This is a genomic window from Pseudoxanthomonas spadix, from assembly GCF_003703395.1.
Lineage (GTDB): Bacteria > Pseudomonadota > Gammaproteobacteria > Xanthomonadales > Xanthomonadaceae > Pseudoxanthomonas_A > Pseudoxanthomonas_A spadix.
The window spans coordinates 494,002-512,047 of sequence record NZ_RDQN01000001.1 but is presented as its reverse complement, the minus strand read 5'-3'; the positions used below and the strand labels follow the sequence as shown (position 1 = coordinate 512,047).

The 18,046-nt window shown below is 66.9% G+C and carries 15 protein-coding genes and 1 tRNA gene; 11 read left to right on the top strand and 5 right to left on the bottom strand.

Features of this window, described 5'->3' with window-relative positions; all coding sequences use genetic code 11:
• Nucleotides 1-485: 485 nt before the first annotated feature.
• From D9R12_RS02400 to D9R12_RS02375, 6 genes are all read left to right on the top strand, one after another.
• Nucleotides 486-2,213, top strand: coding sequence for an ABC transporter ATP-binding protein (locus tag D9R12_RS02400; protein ID WP_014160598.1), 1,728 nt, complete (start codon nt 486-488; stop codon nt 2,211-2,213).
• On the top strand, nt 2,203-3,429 hold the full coding sequence (locus D9R12_RS02395; RefSeq protein WP_122227500.1) for a glycosyltransferase family 2 protein: 1,227 nt from the start codon (nt 2,203-2,205) through the stop codon (nt 3,427-3,429). The genes D9R12_RS02400 and D9R12_RS02395 overlap by 11 nt, the downstream gene beginning before the upstream one ends.
• The gene (locus tag D9R12_RS02390) at nt 3,426-4,712 is read left to right on the top strand and encodes a glycosyltransferase family 2 protein (protein ID WP_122227497.1); all 1,287 of its coding nucleotides are present in this window, start codon (nt 3,426-3,428) and stop codon (nt 4,710-4,712) included. The genes D9R12_RS02395 and D9R12_RS02390 overlap by 4 nt, the downstream gene beginning before the upstream one ends.
• Before the next feature lie 2 nt (nt 4,713-4,714).
• Nucleotides 4,715-5,485 (top strand): class I SAM-dependent methyltransferase, encoded by a 771-nt coding sequence (locus D9R12_RS02385; RefSeq protein WP_244671959.1) that lies wholly within the window; start codon nt 4,715-4,717, stop codon nt 5,483-5,485.
• Nucleotides 5,482-6,702 carry a glycosyltransferase family 4 protein gene (locus D9R12_RS02380; protein ID WP_122227491.1) on the top strand — a complete coding sequence of 407 codons (1,221 nt, stop codon included), beginning with the start codon at nt 5,482-5,484 and terminating at the stop codon, nt 6,700-6,702. The genes D9R12_RS02385 and D9R12_RS02380 overlap by 4 nt, the downstream gene beginning before the upstream one ends.
• 257 nt (nt 6,703-6,959) lie before the next feature.
• Nucleotides 6,960-7,433, top strand: coding sequence for a hypothetical protein (locus D9R12_RS02375; protein ID WP_122227489.1), 474 nt, complete (start codon nt 6,960-6,962; stop codon nt 7,431-7,433).
• 38 nt (nt 7,434-7,471) lie between these two features.
• Here the strand turns inward: D9R12_RS02375 and D9R12_RS02370 are convergent, their stop codons facing one another.
• Nucleotides 7,472-7,978: a DUF1249 domain-containing protein gene (locus D9R12_RS02370; protein WP_014160604.1), complete on the bottom strand. Its 507-nt coding sequence runs from the start codon at nt 7,976-7,978 to the stop codon at nt 7,472-7,474.
• Between the two features lie 116 nt (nt 7,979-8,094).
• A complete protein-coding gene (gene ppsR / locus D9R12_RS02365; RefSeq protein WP_122227723.1) occupies nt 8,095-8,916 on the bottom strand; it encodes a posphoenolpyruvate synthetase regulatory kinase/phosphorylase PpsR in 822 nt (273 codons plus the stop codon).
• A gap of 153 nt (nt 8,917-9,069) precedes the next feature.
• On the opposite strand from ppsR, the gene ppsA reads away from it, so the two are divergent.
• The gene (ppsA, locus tag D9R12_RS02360; RefSeq protein ID WP_122227486.1) at nt 9,070-11,445 is read left to right on the top strand and encodes a phosphoenolpyruvate synthase; all 2,376 of its coding nucleotides are present in this window, start codon (nt 9,070-9,072) and stop codon (nt 11,443-11,445) included.
• An 82-nt stretch (nt 11,446-11,527) separates the two neighbouring features.
• Nucleotides 11,528-12,460 carry a mechanosensitive ion channel family protein gene (locus D9R12_RS02355; RefSeq protein WP_122227483.1) on the top strand — a complete coding sequence of 311 codons (933 nt, stop codon included), beginning with the start codon at nt 11,528-11,530 and terminating at the stop codon, nt 12,458-12,460.
• Nucleotides 12,461-12,527: 67 nt separating this feature from the next.
• On the opposite strand, the gene orn is transcribed toward D9R12_RS02355, so the two are convergent.
• A complete protein-coding gene (orn, locus tag D9R12_RS02350; RefSeq protein ID WP_014160608.1) occupies nt 12,528-13,097 on the bottom strand; it encodes an oligoribonuclease in 570 nt (189 codons plus the stop codon).
• Nucleotides 13,098-13,258: 161 nt separating this feature from the next.
• On the opposite strand from orn, the gene D9R12_RS02345 reads away from it, so the two are divergent.
• Complete coding sequence (locus D9R12_RS02345) at nt 13,259-14,449, top strand: acyltransferase family protein (RefSeq protein ID WP_244671960.1); 1,191 nt, start codon at nt 13,259-13,261, stop codon at nt 14,447-14,449.
• Nucleotides 14,450-14,758: 309 nt separating this feature from the next.
• The gene (locus tag D9R12_RS02340) at nt 14,759-15,817 is read left to right on the top strand and encodes an acyltransferase family protein (RefSeq protein WP_244671961.1); all 1,059 of its coding nucleotides are present in this window, start codon (nt 14,759-14,761) and stop codon (nt 15,815-15,817) included.
• Here the strand turns inward: D9R12_RS02340 and tadA are convergent, their stop codons facing one another.
• Nucleotides 15,818-16,342, bottom strand: a complete 525-nt coding sequence (gene tadA, locus D9R12_RS02335; protein ID WP_122227474.1) for a tRNA adenosine(34) deaminase TadA — start codon at nt 16,340-16,342, stop codon at nt 15,818-15,820.
• 25 nt (nt 16,343-16,367) lie between these two features.
• Entirely contained in the window at nt 16,368-17,750 is a 1,383-nt protein-coding gene (gene hisS, locus D9R12_RS02330) for a histidine--tRNA ligase (RefSeq protein ID WP_122227471.1), read from the bottom strand.
• 147 nt (nt 17,751-17,897) lie between these two features.
• Between hisS and D9R12_RS02325 the strand changes: the two genes are divergently transcribed.
• Nucleotides 17,898-17,974, top strand: a tRNA-Pro gene (locus tag D9R12_RS02325).
• Nucleotides 17,975-18,046: the final 72 nt, after the last annotated feature.

Sequence of the window (18,046 nt, the reverse complement as noted above, 5' to 3'; positions counted from 1 at the left end):
GGGGGAGTGTTGGGCCTTTGCTGGAAGTGGGAATAGCGGGCGAACGCGCCCTTCAGACCGTTCCCGGCCTTGCCTCACGCCGAACAGCCACATCCAAAGCTGTCCCTCAACCAACGCGGGCATCGGCCCGGACCGGCCATTGGCTCGGCCGAAGGCCACGACGGGGCGCACGCTCAGTCTGGGTCAGGACGGCAAGGTGCCGACTCGTTGTTCCGTAATTCAACCTGTTGGGGTTATCTTCGCCCCAATGAGCTGGGTCATCCCGTGCCGCAGAAAGCCCGGTGGTGGCGGCAGCGAGATTCGAGTCAACCACATCGGCCGCCCCGCCCTCCAGGAATACCGCGATCTCATACGCCAGCGAGCCAGATGCGCCCCGGCGCGATGCTCCCCTGCCCACCTCAGGGCCAGATTCCCTGTGGTCTCGGGCAAGGCGCATCCTGCGCCTGGCCGCACCGCCGCGATGGGCCGGGCCGGCGATCGTGGGCATGGGTCTGCTCGTTGCGGTGCTGGAAGGCACCGGCTTGCTGTTGTTCATTCCCATCCTGCGCAGCATGGGCGCCGGCGACGGCCGCGGCACAGGGCTCGAGGCGTTTTTTGACCGCGCCATGGCCGCACTTCCCTCCGGCCATGCCACCGCTGCGCTGGTGGGCTTGCTGTGCCTGACCATCCTGGCCAAGAACGCCGTGCTGCTGGTGAACACGGCGGTGTCGCGCCATGTGGATGGACAGGTGGCGCACCGGCTGCGCACGCGCATCTTCGAACAGACCTTGCGCTCGTGCGTGGACTATCGCGCCGGGCACCGGCGCTCGGACATCGTGACCACCATTGCCGAGAACAGCTGGAAGGTGAGCACCGCACTGGGCCTGTGTTACCGGTTGCTCATCAGCGCCAGTACCTTCGCGGTGTTCATGGCCCTGATGATGGTCATCTCGCTGCGGCTGACGCTGATCGCTGCGGTGTTCCTGACGCTCAGCGCGCTGGTGATCCGCTGGGCCACCCAACAGGCCAGCGAAACGGGACGGGCGGTCGTGGAAGAGAACAAGGCCTTCGGTCTGCGCATGTGGGAAAGCATCAACGCACTGCAGCTGATCCGCGCATTCGGCCGTGAGGATTATGAAACCGGGCGCTTTGCACGCGTGTCCGAACAGGTGCGCAGGCGCCTGCTCAAGCTGGACGTGCTGTGGGCGGTGCCGGGGCCGATTTCCGAAGTCCTGATCACGTTGCTGATCGGCGCGCTGATCGTGGCGGCGCAGCGCTCGGGGATCGGCATCGCCTCCATCGCCGCGTTCCTGTCGCTGCTGTACCGGCTGCAGGGCCCCACCCGCGAATTGATGCAGGCCAAGGTCACGGTGGAAGGCCTGGACGGGGCGATCGAGGACGTGGCCGGATTCCTCGATGCCACCGCTGCGCCTTTCCTGGCCGATGGCAGCGTCCCGGCCACGCCCATCCGCGAAGGCTTGCAGCTGCGCGATGTCTCCTTCCGCTATGGCGACAACGAGGCGTGGGCGCTGCGCAACGTCTCCATCCACATCCCGGCCGGCAAGACCACCGCCATCGTCGGCCAGTCCGGTGCGGGCAAGTCCACGCTCATGGCCCTGCTGTTCCGCTTCCAGGACCCCACCGAGGGGGTGGTCAGCGCCGACGGCGTCGCCCTGACCCGGTTCCAGCTGTCCGGCTGGCGCAGGCAGATTGCGTTGATGTCGCAGGAGGTGCAGCTGTTCAACGACACCGTGCAGGCCAACATCGGCTATGGCGACCTCGATGCCGATTTCGAGGACATCCGCAACGCGGCCCGGGTCGCCGGTGCCGAAACCTTCATCGAGGCCCTGCCGCTGGGCTACCAGACCGTGCTCGGCGACCACGGCATGCGCCTTTCGGGCGGACAGCGCCAGCGCATTGCCCTGGCCCGTACCGTCGTGCGCAACCCGGAGATCCTGATGCTGGACGAAGCCACCAACGCGCTGGATGCCGAATCCGAGCGCGCCTTCCAGCTGGCCCTGGAGCAGTACGCGCACCGCCGCACCGTGGTGGTGATCGCGCACCGGCTGGCCACCGTGCAACGCGCCGACCAGGTGGTCGTGCTGGAGGGTGGGCGGGTGGTGGAAGCCGGGCCGCCGGCGCAGCTGATCGACCGCGGTGGCCGCTTCGCCCGGCTCCACCATCTCCAGCACGGCACCGAACCGGAGCCCGAGGCCCGCTCCCATGACCTATAGGCGCGTCGAACTCGAGCTTTCCCAGCCGCTGCCGGACATCGTGTTGTCGGCGCAGGAAGATGGCTGCGGCCTGATCGCGCGCTGGCGCGGGCGCCTGGTGGGCTTTCGCATGCTGGCGCTGTCGCCGGGGACCACGCTGACGGCCGCGCGCCTGCAGGCCATCGCCGATGAAGCCTTCGCCCCGGCCGTGGTGGCCGCGCAACTGGCCATGGTCCTGCCGGCGCCGGATGCGGCGGGCGAGGCGGCGGCGCGCCCGCGCCTGAGCATCGCCATCTGCACCAAGGACCGCGCCGCGCGGCTGGCGCGGCTGCTGGCGTCGCTGCAGGCCCTGGCGCCCGAACCGACCTTCGCGGCGGTCGAGGTGGTGGTGGTGGACAACGCCTCGGTGGACAACGCCACCCGCGATGCGGTGGCGCGCTTTCCTGCCATGCACTATGTGTTCGAACCCAAGGCCGGGCTGAACTTCGCGCGCAACGCTGCCATCGGCGCGGCCACCGGCGATCTGCTCGCCTACCTGGACGACGACGTGGTGGTGGACCGCGACTGGCTGGTCGGCCTGGCCGAGGCCTGGCGCAGCACGCCGCAGGCCGGGGGCTTCACCGGGCTGGTACTGCCCTACCGGCTGGACACCGAGGCCCAGGTGTTGTTCGAAAGCCGTGGCGGGTTCGGACGCGGCTTGCGCCGCCTGGAATACCGCCAGGCACGCCACGGCAACCCGCTGCATCCGGTGGGTGCGGGCATGCTGGGCGCAGGCTGCAACATGGCCTTCGACCGGCGGCTGCTGGTCGCGCTGGGTGGCTTCGACGAGGCCCTGGACACCGGCGCGCCGCTGCCGGGGGGCGGCGACCTGGACATCTTCTACCGGGTGCTGCGCAGCGGCCGGCCGATGGTCTACGTGCCGCGCTACGCGGTCTACCACGAGCACCGCGAGACCATCGCCCAGCTGCGCCGGCAGTACTGGTCCTGGGGCCTGGGCATGATGGCGTTCCTGGTCAAGTGCTGGCGCAGCGATCCGGCGTTGCGGCCGTTGCACCGGGGCATGGTGGGCTGGTGGTTCATGGACCAGCTGGCCGCGCTGCTGCGCGCCGGGCGGCGCCTGAAGGGACGCGAGGTGCGATTCGTCCTGGCCGAGATGTGGGGCGGGGTGATGGGACTGGCCGGCGAATACGACCGCTCGCGTGCACGCATCCAGACCATTCGCCAGGCCCATCAATGAGCGCGCCCATCCCGGTCCGCCATATCGACCTGCGCCAGTCAGAAGAACCTGCGCCCGGCCCCTGCGCGGCGGCCTACAACGTGTTCTGGTGGGGTGAGTTGCCGCTGGGCGCACGCATGGCCTGCGCCGAGGAACTCCCCTTCGGTCCAGGGCAGCTGCACGCCACGGCGGTGGAGCTGCTGGCCGCACAGCTGACGGCGCGCGATCCGGGCCTGGGCGCGCCGCTGCACGCCACCCACGAAGGCCGGCCGGTGCCGGCGCTGACCCTGGGCCTGGCGAACGCGTTCGACCGGCCGCTGCAACGCTTGCAGGCCATGGCCGAGCCATCGACGCTGACCGCAGGTCATATCAGCGTGGTGATCTGCACCCGCGATCGCGAGCTGGCGCTGGGCCGCTGCCTGCGCAGCCTGCAGCATCAGCGCAGCCCCGCCGGCGAGATCGTGGTGGTGGACAACTCCGCCACGGCCTCGGCGCGGGCGGTGTGCGCGCAGTTTCCTCACGTCATCCATGTGCACGAACCACGCCCCGGCCTGAGCATCGCGCGCAACACCGGCGTGCGCGCGGCCAGCGGCGAAATCGTCGCCTTCACCGATGACGACGTGGAGCCGCATCCGGGCTGGCTGGCGGAAATGGCCCGCGCCTTCGCCAACGCCGGCGCCGACGCCATGACCGGGCTGGTATTGCCGGCCGAGCTGGACACACCGGCGCAGCAGTGTTTCCAGTTCGACATGGGCGGCTTCGGCGAGACCTTCGTTCCGGTGCTGTTCGACCACCGCTTCTATGCCGACACGCGCGTGCACGGGCCGCAGGTGTGGAAGATCGGCGCCGGGGCGAACATGGCCTTCCGCCGCCAGGCGTTCCAGCGGGCCGGATTGTTCGACGAGCGCCTGGGCGCGGGCGCCTCAGGGTGTTCGGAGGATTCGGAATTGTGGTACCGGCTGCTGGCACTGGGCGGCGCCTGCCTCTACGAGCCGCGCGCGGTGGTGTTCCACCATCACCGCGCGCAATGGCCGGCGCTGAAGCGGCAGATGCGCGTGTACATGCGCGGCCACGTGTCGGCGCTGGTGGCGCAGGCCGATCGCTTCGGCGACAGCGCCAACCTGCGCCGCATCGGCGTGCAGCTGCCGCGGTATTTTGCCCGCACCGCGGTGGACTGCATGCGCCACGGCCGCCGTGCCCGTGGCGCGATCCTGCTGCAGGAAATCCTCGGCTGGTGCGCCGGCCTGCGTTACCTGCTGCGCCGCAACTGGCGCCGCGCGCGTGCGGACCTGCCGAAGGCATGACCATGGACGCGAAGCAGGCAAGACCCGAAGGCAGCCTCCGCAAGGCGCCGCTCGGCCGGTTCCTGGCCTGCAATCCCTTCGCCCACGGCTGGACCGATGGGCTGTTCTACCGCGAGAAGATGCGCGCCATCCACCGCATCGCGCCGGCCGCGATCGGCGCGGACGAACCCATCCTGGAGATCGGCGGCGGGCGCAGTGGCCTGGCCGGCTACCTGTATCCGGGCGCGGACCTCACCACGCTGGACATCGACCCCGCGCTGGCCGCACAGCAACCGGTTTCGGCCCGCACCCGCTTCGTCTGCGGCGATGCGCGCGAGCTGCCCTTCCCCGATGGCCATTTCAGCGTGGTCACCCTGTTCGACGTGCTCGAGCACATCGACCAGGACGCGGTGGCCGCGCGCGAGGCGCTGCGCGTCACCCGCCCCGGCGGCCACGTACTGGTGTCCACGCCCGATGCGGCCTGGCGCTATCCGTACTACGGCCCGATGCGACGGGTGTGCCCACCCGAGTCAGAACTGATGGCCACATGGGGCCATGTCCGCCGCGGCTATCGGGCAGACGAGCTGGAGCGCCTGTTCGGCCGCAGGCCGGTGCGCTCGGCGACCTTCATCAACGGTGTCACCGCGTTCTTCCACGATGTCGCGTTCTCCAAGCTGCGCCGTCCCCATCGCGCGCTGCTGTACGCGGCCGCCGCGCTGCCTACAGCGCTGGCCTACGCGCTGCACCGGCCCGGCACCCACGGTACCGAGGCCGCCTTCGCCTGGCAGCGATGAGTGCCGCCCTGCCGCCGCCGACGGTCGCCCTGTTTCCGTGGGGCGAGGTGATCGAGGAGTTCCTGGATCCCATTGGCCTGTCGGTGCAGGATTTCGCCGGGCAGATGAGCGGCGGCTGGTTGTTCGGCTATGCATCCGCGCTGCAGCTGGGCGGCTGGGCGCCGATCATCGTCGCCGCGTCCGAACAGGTGAGCGCGACGACCCCGCTGACCCACGCCGCCACCGGCACGCCGATCTGGATCGTGCCCGGTCGGCGCGTGCCGGCCGGGCGCAGCGCCGCGCTGCACAGCCTGCGGCAGTGGCGTGCGGCCCCGCTGGCTGGGTTCGAAGAAGTCCTGCGTGCCCAGGACTGCCGGGCGCTGCTAATTCAGGAATACGAATACACACGCTTCGACACACTGGTGCGCCTGGCCGCACGCCTGCGCATTCCTGCCTATGCCAGTTTCCAGGGCGGGGAGCGCACGTTCTCGTGGCTGGAACGCATGGTGCGCCGGCGTTCGCTGCGGATGTGCGCGGGCCTGGTGATCGCATCGTCGACCGAACGCGCACGGGTCGAAGCCACCTACCCCGCGCACCCGCCCATCGCTTCCATTCCCAATCCGCTGGACTGCGGGCAATGGCAGGCCCTGGACCGGCAGCAGGCGCGCGCGCAGCTGGGCCTGCCGGCACAGGCCTTCATCGCCATCAACCATGGCCGCATCGACATCTGGCGCAAGGGCCTGGACGTGCTGCTGCAGGCCTGGGCGCAGTCGCATGGCGACCAACTGGTGATCATCGGCTCCGGACAGGACCGCGAGGCGTTCGCACGATTGCTCGCGGGCAGTGCGCCGGGCCGGGTGCGCTGGATCTCCGACTACACCACCGACCGCGCGCTGATGCGCTGCTGGCTGTCGGCCGCCGATGTCTACCTCAGCGCCTCGCGCATCGAAGGCATGCCGGTCGCGCCGCTGGAGGCCATGGCCTGCGGCCTGCCGGTGGTGGCCACCGATGCCCAAGGGCTGCCCGACATCCTGGCAGGCGGCGAGGCGGCCGGCGGGATCCTGGTGCCGCGCGACGACCCGTCGGCGCTGGCGGCCGCCATCGAACGGCTGCGCCTGGACCCGGGCCTGCGCCAGCGCCTGGGCCAGGCCGCGCGGCGGCGGGTCGAGCACGCGTTCTCGGTGCAGGCCGTCGCCAGGCAGCTGACGTCATTGTTACCGCAATTACGCCGGGTTTAAGCCCATAGTCCCACGCACCCCGATGGCGCCAGGCTGGATGACGGAAGCGGCGATCCAGGCCAGTGCGCGTCGCCCGCGTCGACCCAACCGGGCCGGTTCCGGCCCCGGTGAGGCCCTCGAAAATCTCCAGCGCCCGTGCATTGACCACCGGCGCTGCGTTGTCCAAGGGCCGGTTTCTTCATGCAGTGCACACCGGAAATTCATGAAACTAAACCGGGCTGCACAGCCCACTACAATCCATCCAGGTCCGTCACTTCATGTCCAAATCCGCAAAATCCGCAGCACGCCATGAGACCGCTTTCGCAAGCTGGATCCGGCGCAATGGCTATCCCCCTGCCGAGGCGGTAGAGCGCTTCCTGGAGATGTCTGACTATTTCCTGGGCGAACTGGAGACACTGGAACCGTCCGAGCGCGAAAAGATGATCAGCGAAGCGCGGGCCTACCTGCAGCGACGCAGTACCGAAGACAACTTCACCATGCAGTTCCCCACCGTGTATCTGTGCAAGGACAAGCACGGCCGGCAATTGCGCTACACCGTGACCCTGACCATCGGCGAGGACCAGGCCGAGTGGATCGGACGGGTATGGGCCGACGACCAATATCTGGGCGAAGTGACCGGCTCGGGCTCGGGCCCCAAGGCCAATTACCTGGCGCTGGCCCGCATGCATATCGAATCGCAGATCGACTGCCAGGACGCGATCGTCAAGCGTCCGCTTCCCGATCAGTGGTGAACCTTGGGCGGCAGGACGCGTTGCCCTGCCCTGCGACATCAGCCTGCGCGGCTGGCTTCCAGCAACACCTCGGTGGCATCTGCATCCACGCGCCGCAGCGTGGCCACGCCATGGCCGCATTCGGCCAGGTATTGGACCCACTTGCCGAGGAAGGTATTCATCCGCATGCGGTGGCTGATCAGCTCGGCCGGCGGTGGGAACATCCCGATCACGTCCTGCCAGCGGCGCCCCACGTAGCAATGGGTGGCCTCGGCCTGGCGCGCATCGCGGTACACGCGCACGAAGGCTGACGGATCCGGCTCACCGGTTTGCGGATCGATGATGCCGTAGGTGATGCGCAGCTCGACGGTGTAGCGGTGGGTCTGGATGACGTCCAGCTGCAGGTCCAGGCCATCGCCGATGCTGGACACGTAGCGCCCGGGCACCAGGTCGGCCGGGGCGAACAGGCGCGACAGCCGCGTGTAGTTCTCCGCGTAGAGCCCCATCAGCCAGCCGAAACGGCCCAGCTTGGGCAGGTGCGCAGCGCGGGAAAGTGTGGTGGGCATGGCTCGATCCTACACGCTGGCAGGCGCCAGCGGCAGCATTGACGCCGCACGTGTCCTCACTTTAGTTTGAGGGTCCGGCTGTCCTTTTTCCAACGCGGCCGGCAGGCCCTTGCGGATCAGAACATCTCCCGCTGCAGCCCCAGCGTGGACATCACCTTGCTGGCGATTTCCTCGATGGAAGTGTGCGTGGTGCTCAGGGTCGGCAGCCGCTCGCGGATGAACATGGCCTCGGCTGCCGCCACTTCACGCCTGCAGGTTTCAAGCTTGGCGTAGGTCGAATTGGGACGCCGTTCCTGGCGGATCTGGCACAGGCGCTCGGGGTCGATGGTCAGGCCGAACAGCTTCTTGCGATAGGCACGCAGGCGCGGCGGCAGGCGGTCGCTGTGCAGGTCTTCGTCGGTCAATGGGTAATTGGCGGCCTTGACCCCGTAATGCAGCGCCAGGTACACGCAGGTCGGTGTCTTGCCAGCGCGTGAAACCGCAACCAGGATCAGATCGGCCTCGTCGTAGTTGACCGCGATGCCATCGTCATGGCTCAGCGCGAAGTTCATCGCATTGATGCGGCGATGATAGGCCTCGAAATTGACGATGCCATGTGCCTGGCCCACGCGCGACTGGCGTACCGCGCCCAGTTCGACCTCCATCGGATTGATGAAGGGCGCGAATACGTCGAGCATCAGCGCGCCGCTGGATTCGAGCAGGTGGGCGATGGCCGGATCGACGATCGAATGGATCACGATCGGCCGTGCATCGTGACGCAGGCCCGCCTCGCGGATGCGTTCGGCCGCTTCACTGGCCTTGTCGATGTCGTCGACAAACGGAATCCGGTCAGTGATGAAGGAGAACCCGGAGAACTGGGTCAGCAGGCTGTGCCCAATGGTTTCGACTGTGATACCGGTTCCATCCGAAACATAGAACACCGGCCGGACACTCGACATCGCGTTCATCCTGTCTGTGGATACTCAAAATTCGCCGTTCAAGCTTGTGAAGCTTGCGACGGCGCTGCATCATAACCGTCTTTCCCCCTAGGACGCGGCCTCAAGCTGCAGCCCACCCGGGTGTGTGGCAGGGTCGCTATCGGAGCGTAGCGCTTGAACCAGAACATCCTGTGGCTGCATGAGCTTGGCCTGTCCGACCTTGGCCGCGTCGGCGGCAAGAATTCCTCCCTTGGCGAAATGATCGGCAACCTGGCGCAGCTTGGCGTCTCGGTTCCCGGCGGCTATGCCACGACCGCCGAGGCGTTCAAGGACTTCATCGCCTACAACGATCTGTCCAAGCGCATCTTCGACAAGCTCGAGACCCTGGACATCGAGGATGTCAACGCGCTCGCCGTGGCCGGCAAGGAAATCCGCGGCTGGGTGATCGATGCGCCGCTGCAGCCCGGGCTGGATGCTGACATCCGCACCGCCTACGCCAGGTTGTGCGAAGAAAATGGCGGTGGGGACGTGGCGGTCGCGGTGCGCTCTTCGGCCACCGCCGAGGACCTGCCCGATGCCAGCTTTGCAGGCCAGCAGGAAACCTTCCTCAACGTGACCGGCGCCGACGATGTGGTGCTCAAGGTCAAGGAAGTGTTCGCCTCGCTGTACAACGACCGCGCCATCGCCTACCGCGTGCATCACGGGTTCAAGCACGAGGACGTATTCCTGTCCGCCGGGGTGCAGCTGATGGTCCGCTCGGACGTGGGCGCCTCGGGGGTGCTGTTCACCCTGGACACCGAATCGGGCTTCCGCGACGTGGTGTTCCTGACCTCGTCCTTCGGCCTGGGCGAAATGGTCGTGCAGGGGGCGGTCAATCCGGACGAGTTCTACGTCTACAAGCCCACCCTGCGCGCGGGCAAGCCGGCGATCCTGCGCCGATCTCTGGGCAGCAAGCAGCTGCGCATGGTGTATTCGGATGTGCCGGGCGAGCGGGTGCGCACCGAGGACACCCCGGCCGAGTTGCGCAACACCTTCTCAATCAGCGACCAGGACGTGGAAGAACTGTCCAGGCAGGCGCTGGTCATCGAACAACACTACGGCCGCCCGATGGATATCGAGTGGGCCAAGGACGGTGTCAGCGGCAAGCTGTTCGTCGTCCAGGCGCGCCCGGAGACGGTGAAGTCGCGCAGCCACGCCACCCAGATCGAGCGCTTCACCCTGACCTCCAAGAACGCCAGGGTGCTGGCCGAGGGCCGCGCCGTCGGCGCCAAGATCGGCGCCGGCGTGGCGCGCGTGGTCCGCAGCCTGGCGGACATGGACCGGGTGCAGCCAGGCGATGTGCTGTTCGCCGACATGACCGATCCGGACTGGGAGCCGGTGATGAAGCGCGCCTCGGCCATCGTCACCAACCGCGGTGGCCGCACCTGCCACGCGGCGATCATCGCCCGCGAGCTGGGCGTGCCGGCCGTGGTCGGCTCGGGCAATGCGACCGAGCTGGTCAAGGATGGCCAGGAAGTCACCGTCAGCTGCGCCGAGGGCGATACCGGCCTCATCTACGAGGGCATCCTCGCCTTCGAGCGCATCACCACCGACCTGGGCAACATGCCGCCGGCACCGCTGAAGATCATGATGAACGTGGCCAACCCCGAGCGCGCGTTCGACTTCGGCCAGCTGCCCAACGCCGGCATCGGCCTGGCCCGCCTGGAGATGATCATCGCCAGCCATATCGGCATCCATCCCAAGGCCTTGCTCGAGTACGACCAGCAGGACGCGGCGGTGAAGAAGAAGATCGACGCCAAGATCGCCGGCTACGGCAAGCCGGTGGAGTTCTACATCAACCGTCTGGCCGAAGGCATCGCCACCCTGACCGCGTCGGTGGCGCCGCACCCGGTGATCGTGCGCCTGTCGGACTTCAAGTCCAACGAGTACGCCAACCTGATCGGTGGCAGCCGCTACGAGCCTGAAGAAGAGAACCCGATGATCGGCTTCCGTGGCGCCAGCCGCTATGTCGATCCGTCCTTCTCCGATGCCTTCGCCCTGGAGTGCAAGGCGGTGCTGAAGGTGCGCAACGAGATGGGCCTGGACAATCTCTGGGTGATGATCCCGTTCGTGCGCACGCTGGATGAAGGGCGCAAGGTGGTCGAGGTGCTGGAGGCCAACGGCCTCAGGCAGGGTGAAAACGGCCTGAAGATCATCATGATGTGCGAGGTGCCGTCCAACGCGCTGCTGGCCGACGAGTTCCTGGACATCTTCGACGGCTATTCGATCGGCTCCAACGACCTGACCCAGCTGACCCTGGGCCTGGACCGCGATTCCTCGATCGTCGCCCACCTGTTCGACGAGCGCGATCCGGCAGTGAAGAAGTTGCTGTCGATGGCGATCAAGGCCGCGCGCGCCAAGGGCAAGTACGTCGGCATCTGCGGCCAGGGGCCTTCGGACCATCCGGACCTGGCCGAGTGGCTGATGCACGAAGGCATCGAGTCGGTCTCGCTCAACCCCGACACGGTGGTCGACACCTGGCTACGACTGGCCAAGCTCAAGGCCGCGTAACCCGCCCCGGCATTGCCCGGGAAGTCCAAGGAGCCCCGCATCTGCGGGGCTCTCCATTTGAGTCGACAAGAGGAGATGCACCATGGAGAAATGGTGGAATCCTGCAAGACAGCAACATTGGGGCGAAGTCGCGCTGCAGATCGGCATCAAGGTCGCCATCGCACTGCTGGCGCTTTGGGTCGGTCTGCGCGTCGCCAGGTGGATGTCCAGCCTGGCCACGCGGGGGATGAGCCGTGCGGAACTCGAGCCCACCGCGATCCAGTTCATTGCACGCGTGCTGTACGTGGTGCTGGTGGTGCTGCTGCTGCTGGCGATCCTGCAGTCGGTTTTCGGCGTGGCGCCGGCCTCGTTCATCGCGGTGATCGGTGCAGCCGGCCTGGCGATCGGCCTGGCGCTGAAGGATTCACTGTCCAACGTGGCCTCCGGGGTGATGCTGGTGACGCTCAAGCCCTTCCGCGTGGGCGATATTGTCACCCTCAACGGCCAGACCGGAAAATGCGAGTCGGTGAGCATCTTCCAGACCCGCCTGCGCGGTGCCGACAACCAGACCATCGTGCTGCCCAACAGCACCATCACCAACAGCGAAATCATCAACCTCACGCCTGACGTGCGCCGCCGCGTTGAACTGGTCATCGGCATCGGCTACAGCGACGACATCGACAAGGCCAAGGGGCTGATCTCGGCCCTGTTCGACGACAAGCGCATTCTTGAAGATCCGGCACCGGACGTGGTGGTCTATTCCCTGGGCGACAACAGCGTCAACCTGGGGGTGCGCGTTCACGTGGCCAACGACGACTGGTTCGGGGTGAAGTGCGACCTGACCGAAAGGATCAAGAAATCCTTCGACGCCAACGGGGTGAGCATCCCGTTCCCGCAGCGCGACGTGCACGTCTACCACCACGTTGGCGCCGACGGCGAAGCGATTCCCGCCGCCGCACTGACCACCGTCTCACTGGATGCCCTGCAACCGCCAAAGAAGACGCCGGACAAGGACCCAGGCCCCGACGTCAGCTGAGCGCCTCCGGCAGACCAGGGACACGCAGGGGCGCCGATGGCGCCCTTCGCCTTGTCGTCTCGCCAGCTCAGTTCTCGCCTGGCAAGGCCAGCGCCGCCATGTGCCTGCGATAGTGGCGCAACTCGGCGATCGAGTCGTGTACGTCGCTCAGCGCGGTGTGCGAGGACTGCTTCTTTACGCTTTCGAGCACCTGCGGCGCCCAGCGGCGGGCCAGTTCCTTCAGGGTGCTCACGTCCAGGTTGCGATAGTGGAAATAACGCTCCAGCCGCGGCATCAGCCGATGCAGGAAACGCCGGTCCTGGCAGATCGAATTGCCGCTCATCGGCGATGCATTGGCCGGCACCCATTGCGCAAGGAAATCCACGGTCGCCGCTTCGGCCTGGCCCAGGGTGACGGTACTGGAGACCACGCGATCCCACAGGCCCGAATGGCGATGCTGGTTGCGGTTCCACTCGTCCATCGCTTCCAGCGCATCCAGCGGATGGGCGATGGCGAACTCCGGGCCTTCAGCCAGGATGTTCAGTTGCGAATCGGTCACCACCGTGGCGATCTCCAGGATGGAATCGCGACCGGTATCCAACCCCGTCATCTCAAGATCGATCCAGATCAGATTGCTTTCATTTGGGACCGAATTCATGGGTTGGCGCATTCGTGCTGTGGATATTCATCATACCGCAGGCCTTCACTCGGGCTTGCCTGCTAGTGTCGACGTGGTCTTCCTGGTAACCGTCTCACGTTCCCCCAGGGCAGCATGCTCGCCCTGACATCGCTCCACCTGCCACCTGCAGCGGCTGGACGATGACCTTCCCCGTGGAGCCCGGCATGCAGAATCCCCCACCTTCGCAGGCTGCATCAGGCACGTTGAGCTTGTCGGCAGATCCTGTCATTCCCCGTACCGTTGCCACGGCCGTGGCAAGCAAGAAAAAAGAGCACATGCCCGCGCTGGATGGCCTGCGCGGGCTTGCCGCGATCTCGGTGGTGGTCGCGCATCTGCCGACCAAGACCGCGTTCTGGGAAAAGGTGAGCTTCGGCGAATGCGGCGTGTTCCTGTTCTTCGTGCTCAGCGGCTTTTTGATGACGCACCTGCACCTGCAGCAACCGATCAATGTCGTCAATGTGAGGCGCTTCTGCGTCGCGCGCGTGGCGCGCATCGTGCCGCTGTACTACGCGATCGTGCTGATGGCCTTCGCCGTGTCGATGCTGACCCAGGTCGACTTTCACTATCGCATGGACCTGGCGGATCTGGTACGGCTGCTGGCCTTCGCCGGCTCGGTCGATGTGTTCTGGTCGGTCGGGCCGGAGTTCCAGTTTTACGGGTTCTTCTTGCTCCTGTGGTGGATCCCGAGCCTGCGCGGGCGGTCGCGGACCATCGCCCTGGCGTTACTGGGCGTGTTCGTCGTGGCCAGCTATGTGGCCTCGCCCTATCTACCCGGCATCCTGTTCGTGTCCAAGCTGCATATCTTCCTGGGCGGGATTGGCATCGCACTGCTGCGCCATTGGTGGGGGGCGCGCGTGCAAACACGGGCCCACGTCGTCGCTCTGCTCCAGCTGATGGCCTGCGCGGCGCTCTGGGTGATGCTACTGCCCTACCCGCACATGTTGCTGCCGGTCTTTCCGCAAGCCGACGTCGCCCAGCTCAGCGCCTGGTACTACACCGACCTGCCTCGGGTCTTGCTGGCCGCGCTGGTGGTGCTGGCGTTCTCCTACCGTAGCGCGCTGTCCGATCTGCTGCTGGGCAATGGCCTTGCCAGTGAACTGGGCCGATCAAGCTTCTCCATCTATCTGCTGCATCGGCCGGTGATCGATGTCATGACCGCGCTTGGACTGTTTGATCGGCTGGATCCATGGTCTGCCGGCATCGGTTGCATCGTGGCGACGGTGCTGCTGGCCTGGCTGGCCAACCGCGCTCTGGAGACGCCCGCCAGGGTCTGGATCACGCGCCGCTTCATGCCTGCCCGGCCGCGGAGCGTGGGTACCCACTTGGGTTGACCTGCAGGCGAGGCCAAGGCCGGTTTCCGAGGCCTGGGTTTCATGAGTGGGCAGCTCACGGCATGAACGGCGCAAGAAAATCAGGCGGGCCGGCCGGAGCCGCGCGATTTTCGCGTGCTCAGGGTTGAGGAGACATTGTGAAGCCCGCAAGGGATGCACGACGCCTGTCCTCGACATCGCCAACCCCACGAGGAATCCACCATGCAGCCTCCCCCACTGCAGGTTGAGCCGGGCAGGTCGATCCTGCCCGCAGATCCTGCCAGCGCACCGCACGACACCGGGATCAGTACCACAACCGAAAAGGAACACATGCCCGCCCTGGATGGCCTGCGCGGCCTGGCGGCGGCCATCGTGCTGGTCTCGCACCTGCACCTGTTCACCGGCGACACCGACAACCTGGGACGCGGCGGCGTCCTGCTGTTCTTCGCGCTCAGCGGCTTCTTGATGGCGCACCTGCATCTCAGGCAATCGATCAATGCGGTCTCGGTGCGCCGCTTCTGCGCGGCCCGCATCGCGCGCATCGTCCCGCTGTACTACTCGGTGGTGATCCTGGGCTATCTGTCGACACAGGTCCTGGGCCTGGAGGCCTTCAGCAAATACGACATGGACACGCTGCAGCTGGCGCGCCTGCTGCTATTTGTCGGCAAGGTCAGCGTGTTCTGGTCGGTCGGGCCGGAGTTCCAGTTCTACGGATTCTTCGTCTTGATCTGGGCGATCACGGCGCTGTCTGGGGTTTGGCGCACGTATGCGCTGGTGGCACTGGGGGTGTTTGCAGTGGCGTGTTACCTGGCCTCGCCCACGCTGCCGGGTATCCTGTTCGTCTCCAAGCTGCAGATCTTCATGGTTGGCATTGCCGCCGCGATGCTGCGTTGGTGGCTGGCGGCTCGCTACCCGCTGCCGGGGGCCGGCAAGGTGATCCTGCAGCTCGCCGCCTGCGCGGGCATCCTGGCCCTGGTGATGCCCTCGACTCGGATGTTCCTGCCGCTGTTTCCCGCCGCGTCAGTCGCCGAGCACAGTCGCTGGTACTACGCCGACCTGCCGCGAGTACTGCTGGCAGGTCTGGCGGTGCTGGCATTCTCCTACAGCACCTGGGCTTCCAACCAGCTGCTCGGCAACTGGCTCATGCGTGAGCTGGGGCGGGTCAGCTTTTCCATCTACCTGCTGCATGAGCCGGTGATCGGGCTCATGCGTGTCACGGGCTTTTTTGAAGACCTCAACCCCTGGGTCGCGGCCGCGCTGTGCCTGACGCTGTCGGCGCTGGTGTCATCTGCGGTCAACCGCCTGTTCGAAACCCCGGCCAGGATCTGGCTCTCGCGCAAGCTGGCGGCGCCTCGCCAACTGGCTGCGGCGCCGGCCATCGCAGGCTGATCACTCCAGCGGGGGGCGGCCGCGCTTGGACCGGAAGTAGTTGGTCAGGCGCCGGCCGGCTTCATCGGCCAGCACCCCGCCGGTGACCTGCACGCGATGGTTGTGGCGCGCATCGGCGAGCAGGTCGAACACGCTGCCGGCCGCGCCGGTCTTGGGATCGGCCGCTGCGTAGACCACGCGCGCCAGGCGCGCATGGACCATGGCCATCGCACACATCGCGCACGGCTCCAGGGTCACGTACAGGGTGCAGCCGACCAGGCGGTGATTGCGCAGCTGCGCCCCGCCCTGGCGCAGGGCCACGATCTCGGCGTGCGCGGTCGGATCGTGGTCGCAGCGGTTGCGGTTGCCGCCTTCGCCGATGACCTGCCCGGCCGCATCCAGCAGCACCGCACCGACCGGGATCTCGTCGTGCGCGTGCTGGGCCAGATCGGCCAGCTCCAAGGCCCTTTGCATCCAGCGCGCATCGTCCTGGCAGATGGCCGGCAAGGCGACGGCGCCGGTAGGCGATGGCGGGACCTGGTGCATGGGCCTGTGTTGGTTGAGTGTGTGCTCAGCGCCCGGCCAGCGCGCGCACCTGCGCCAGCTCGACGCGCAGGGCCGCGGCCAGCTCCTCGCGCGGGACCTCGAACTGCAGTTCGCGGACCAGATCCTTGACCGTGACCACACCGCGGGCCAGCTCGTCCTCGCCGGCCAGGACCACGAAGCGGATGCCGGCGCGCGAGGCGTACTGGAACTGCCTGCCGATCTTCTTCGGCTCCATCTGCACTTCGGTGTTGATGCCACCGGCGCGCAGGCGCTGGGCGATGTCCAGCGATTCGGGCAGATGCGCATCCTCCATCAGCGCGACCAGCGCCTGCACGCAGCTGACCTCGGCCTCGACGATCAGGCCGGCTTCGCGCAGCTGCCAGAACAGGCGGGTCAGGCCGATCGAGATGCCCACGCCGGGCAGCCTGGACCTGCTGTAGTGGCTGGCCAGGTTTTCGTAGCGGCCGCCCGAGCAGATCGAACCGATCTGCGGATATGCGTCCAGCTGGGTCTCGTAGACCGTGCCGGTGTAGTAGTCCAGGCCGCGGGCGATGGAGAAGTTCAGGCAGTACGCGCTTTCCGGCACGCCCAGCGCCTTGACCAGGGTCAGCACTTCGCGCAGCTCGGCGATGCCTTCGTTGAAGCCTCCGCTGCCCTGCCCCAGCTTGTCCAGCTGCGCCAGCGCGTCGTCATGGCCGCTCGAGCGCACCGCGACAAAGTCCAGGATCCGCTCCACCACCTCGGCCGACAGCCCGAAATCGGCGCCGGTCAGGGTCTGGCGCACCGCGTCGGCGCCGCGCTTGTCCAGCTTGTCGACCTCGCGCAGCACCAGCAGCTGCTGCTCGCCCTCGGCCAGCCCCAGGTGTTCGAAGAACCCGCGCATCAGCTTGCGGTTGTTGAGCTGCACGGTGAACGTCCCGATCTGCAGCTCGGAAAACACCGCGTAGATCACCGCCAGGATTTCGGCATCGAAGCGGATGCTCAATGCATCCTTGCCGATCACGTCGATGTCGCACTGGTAGAACTCGCGGAAACGGCCACGCTGGGCGCGCTCGCCGCGGTACACGCGCTGCATCTGGTAACGGCGGAATGGAAACGCCAGTTCGTGCTCGTGTTCGGCCACGTAGCGGGCCAACGGCACGGTCAGGTCGAAGCGCAGCGCCAGCTCCGGCAGGCCCTCCTTTTCCTGCTGCAAGGCGCCGGTGGACTGGGCGAAGTACACCTGGCGCTCGGTTTCGCCGCCGGATTTGGTCAGCAGTACCTCGGACAGCTCGAACACCGGCGTTTCCACCGGCAGGAAGCCGAACCGCTCGTAGTTGCGGCGGATCGTGTCCAGCATGCGCTGGAAGGCGATCTGGTCACGGGGCAGCAGCTCCATGACGCCAGGCGGCGTGCGCGGCTTGATCAAGCGGGTAACTCCGGGGATGTGGGCCGCATATTCTATCGCCGGCCGGCCGGCCGGGACCGCGCCAGGTCCGCGGAGCCCGGCCAGAGCGGGACCCCAAAGATTCCGCTTGCCGCGCCCGCGCCCGTTCCTTAGAATGCGCGGCTCCTTCGGGGTGTAGCTCAGTCTGGTAGAGCGCTACGTTCGGGACGTAGAGGTCGCAGGTTCGAATCCTGTCTCCCCGACCAGCTTTTGCAAGGGGTCAACAAAAAAACCGCCCGTCTGGCGGTTTTTTTGTGCGTCGAGGAGCCTGGCCAGTC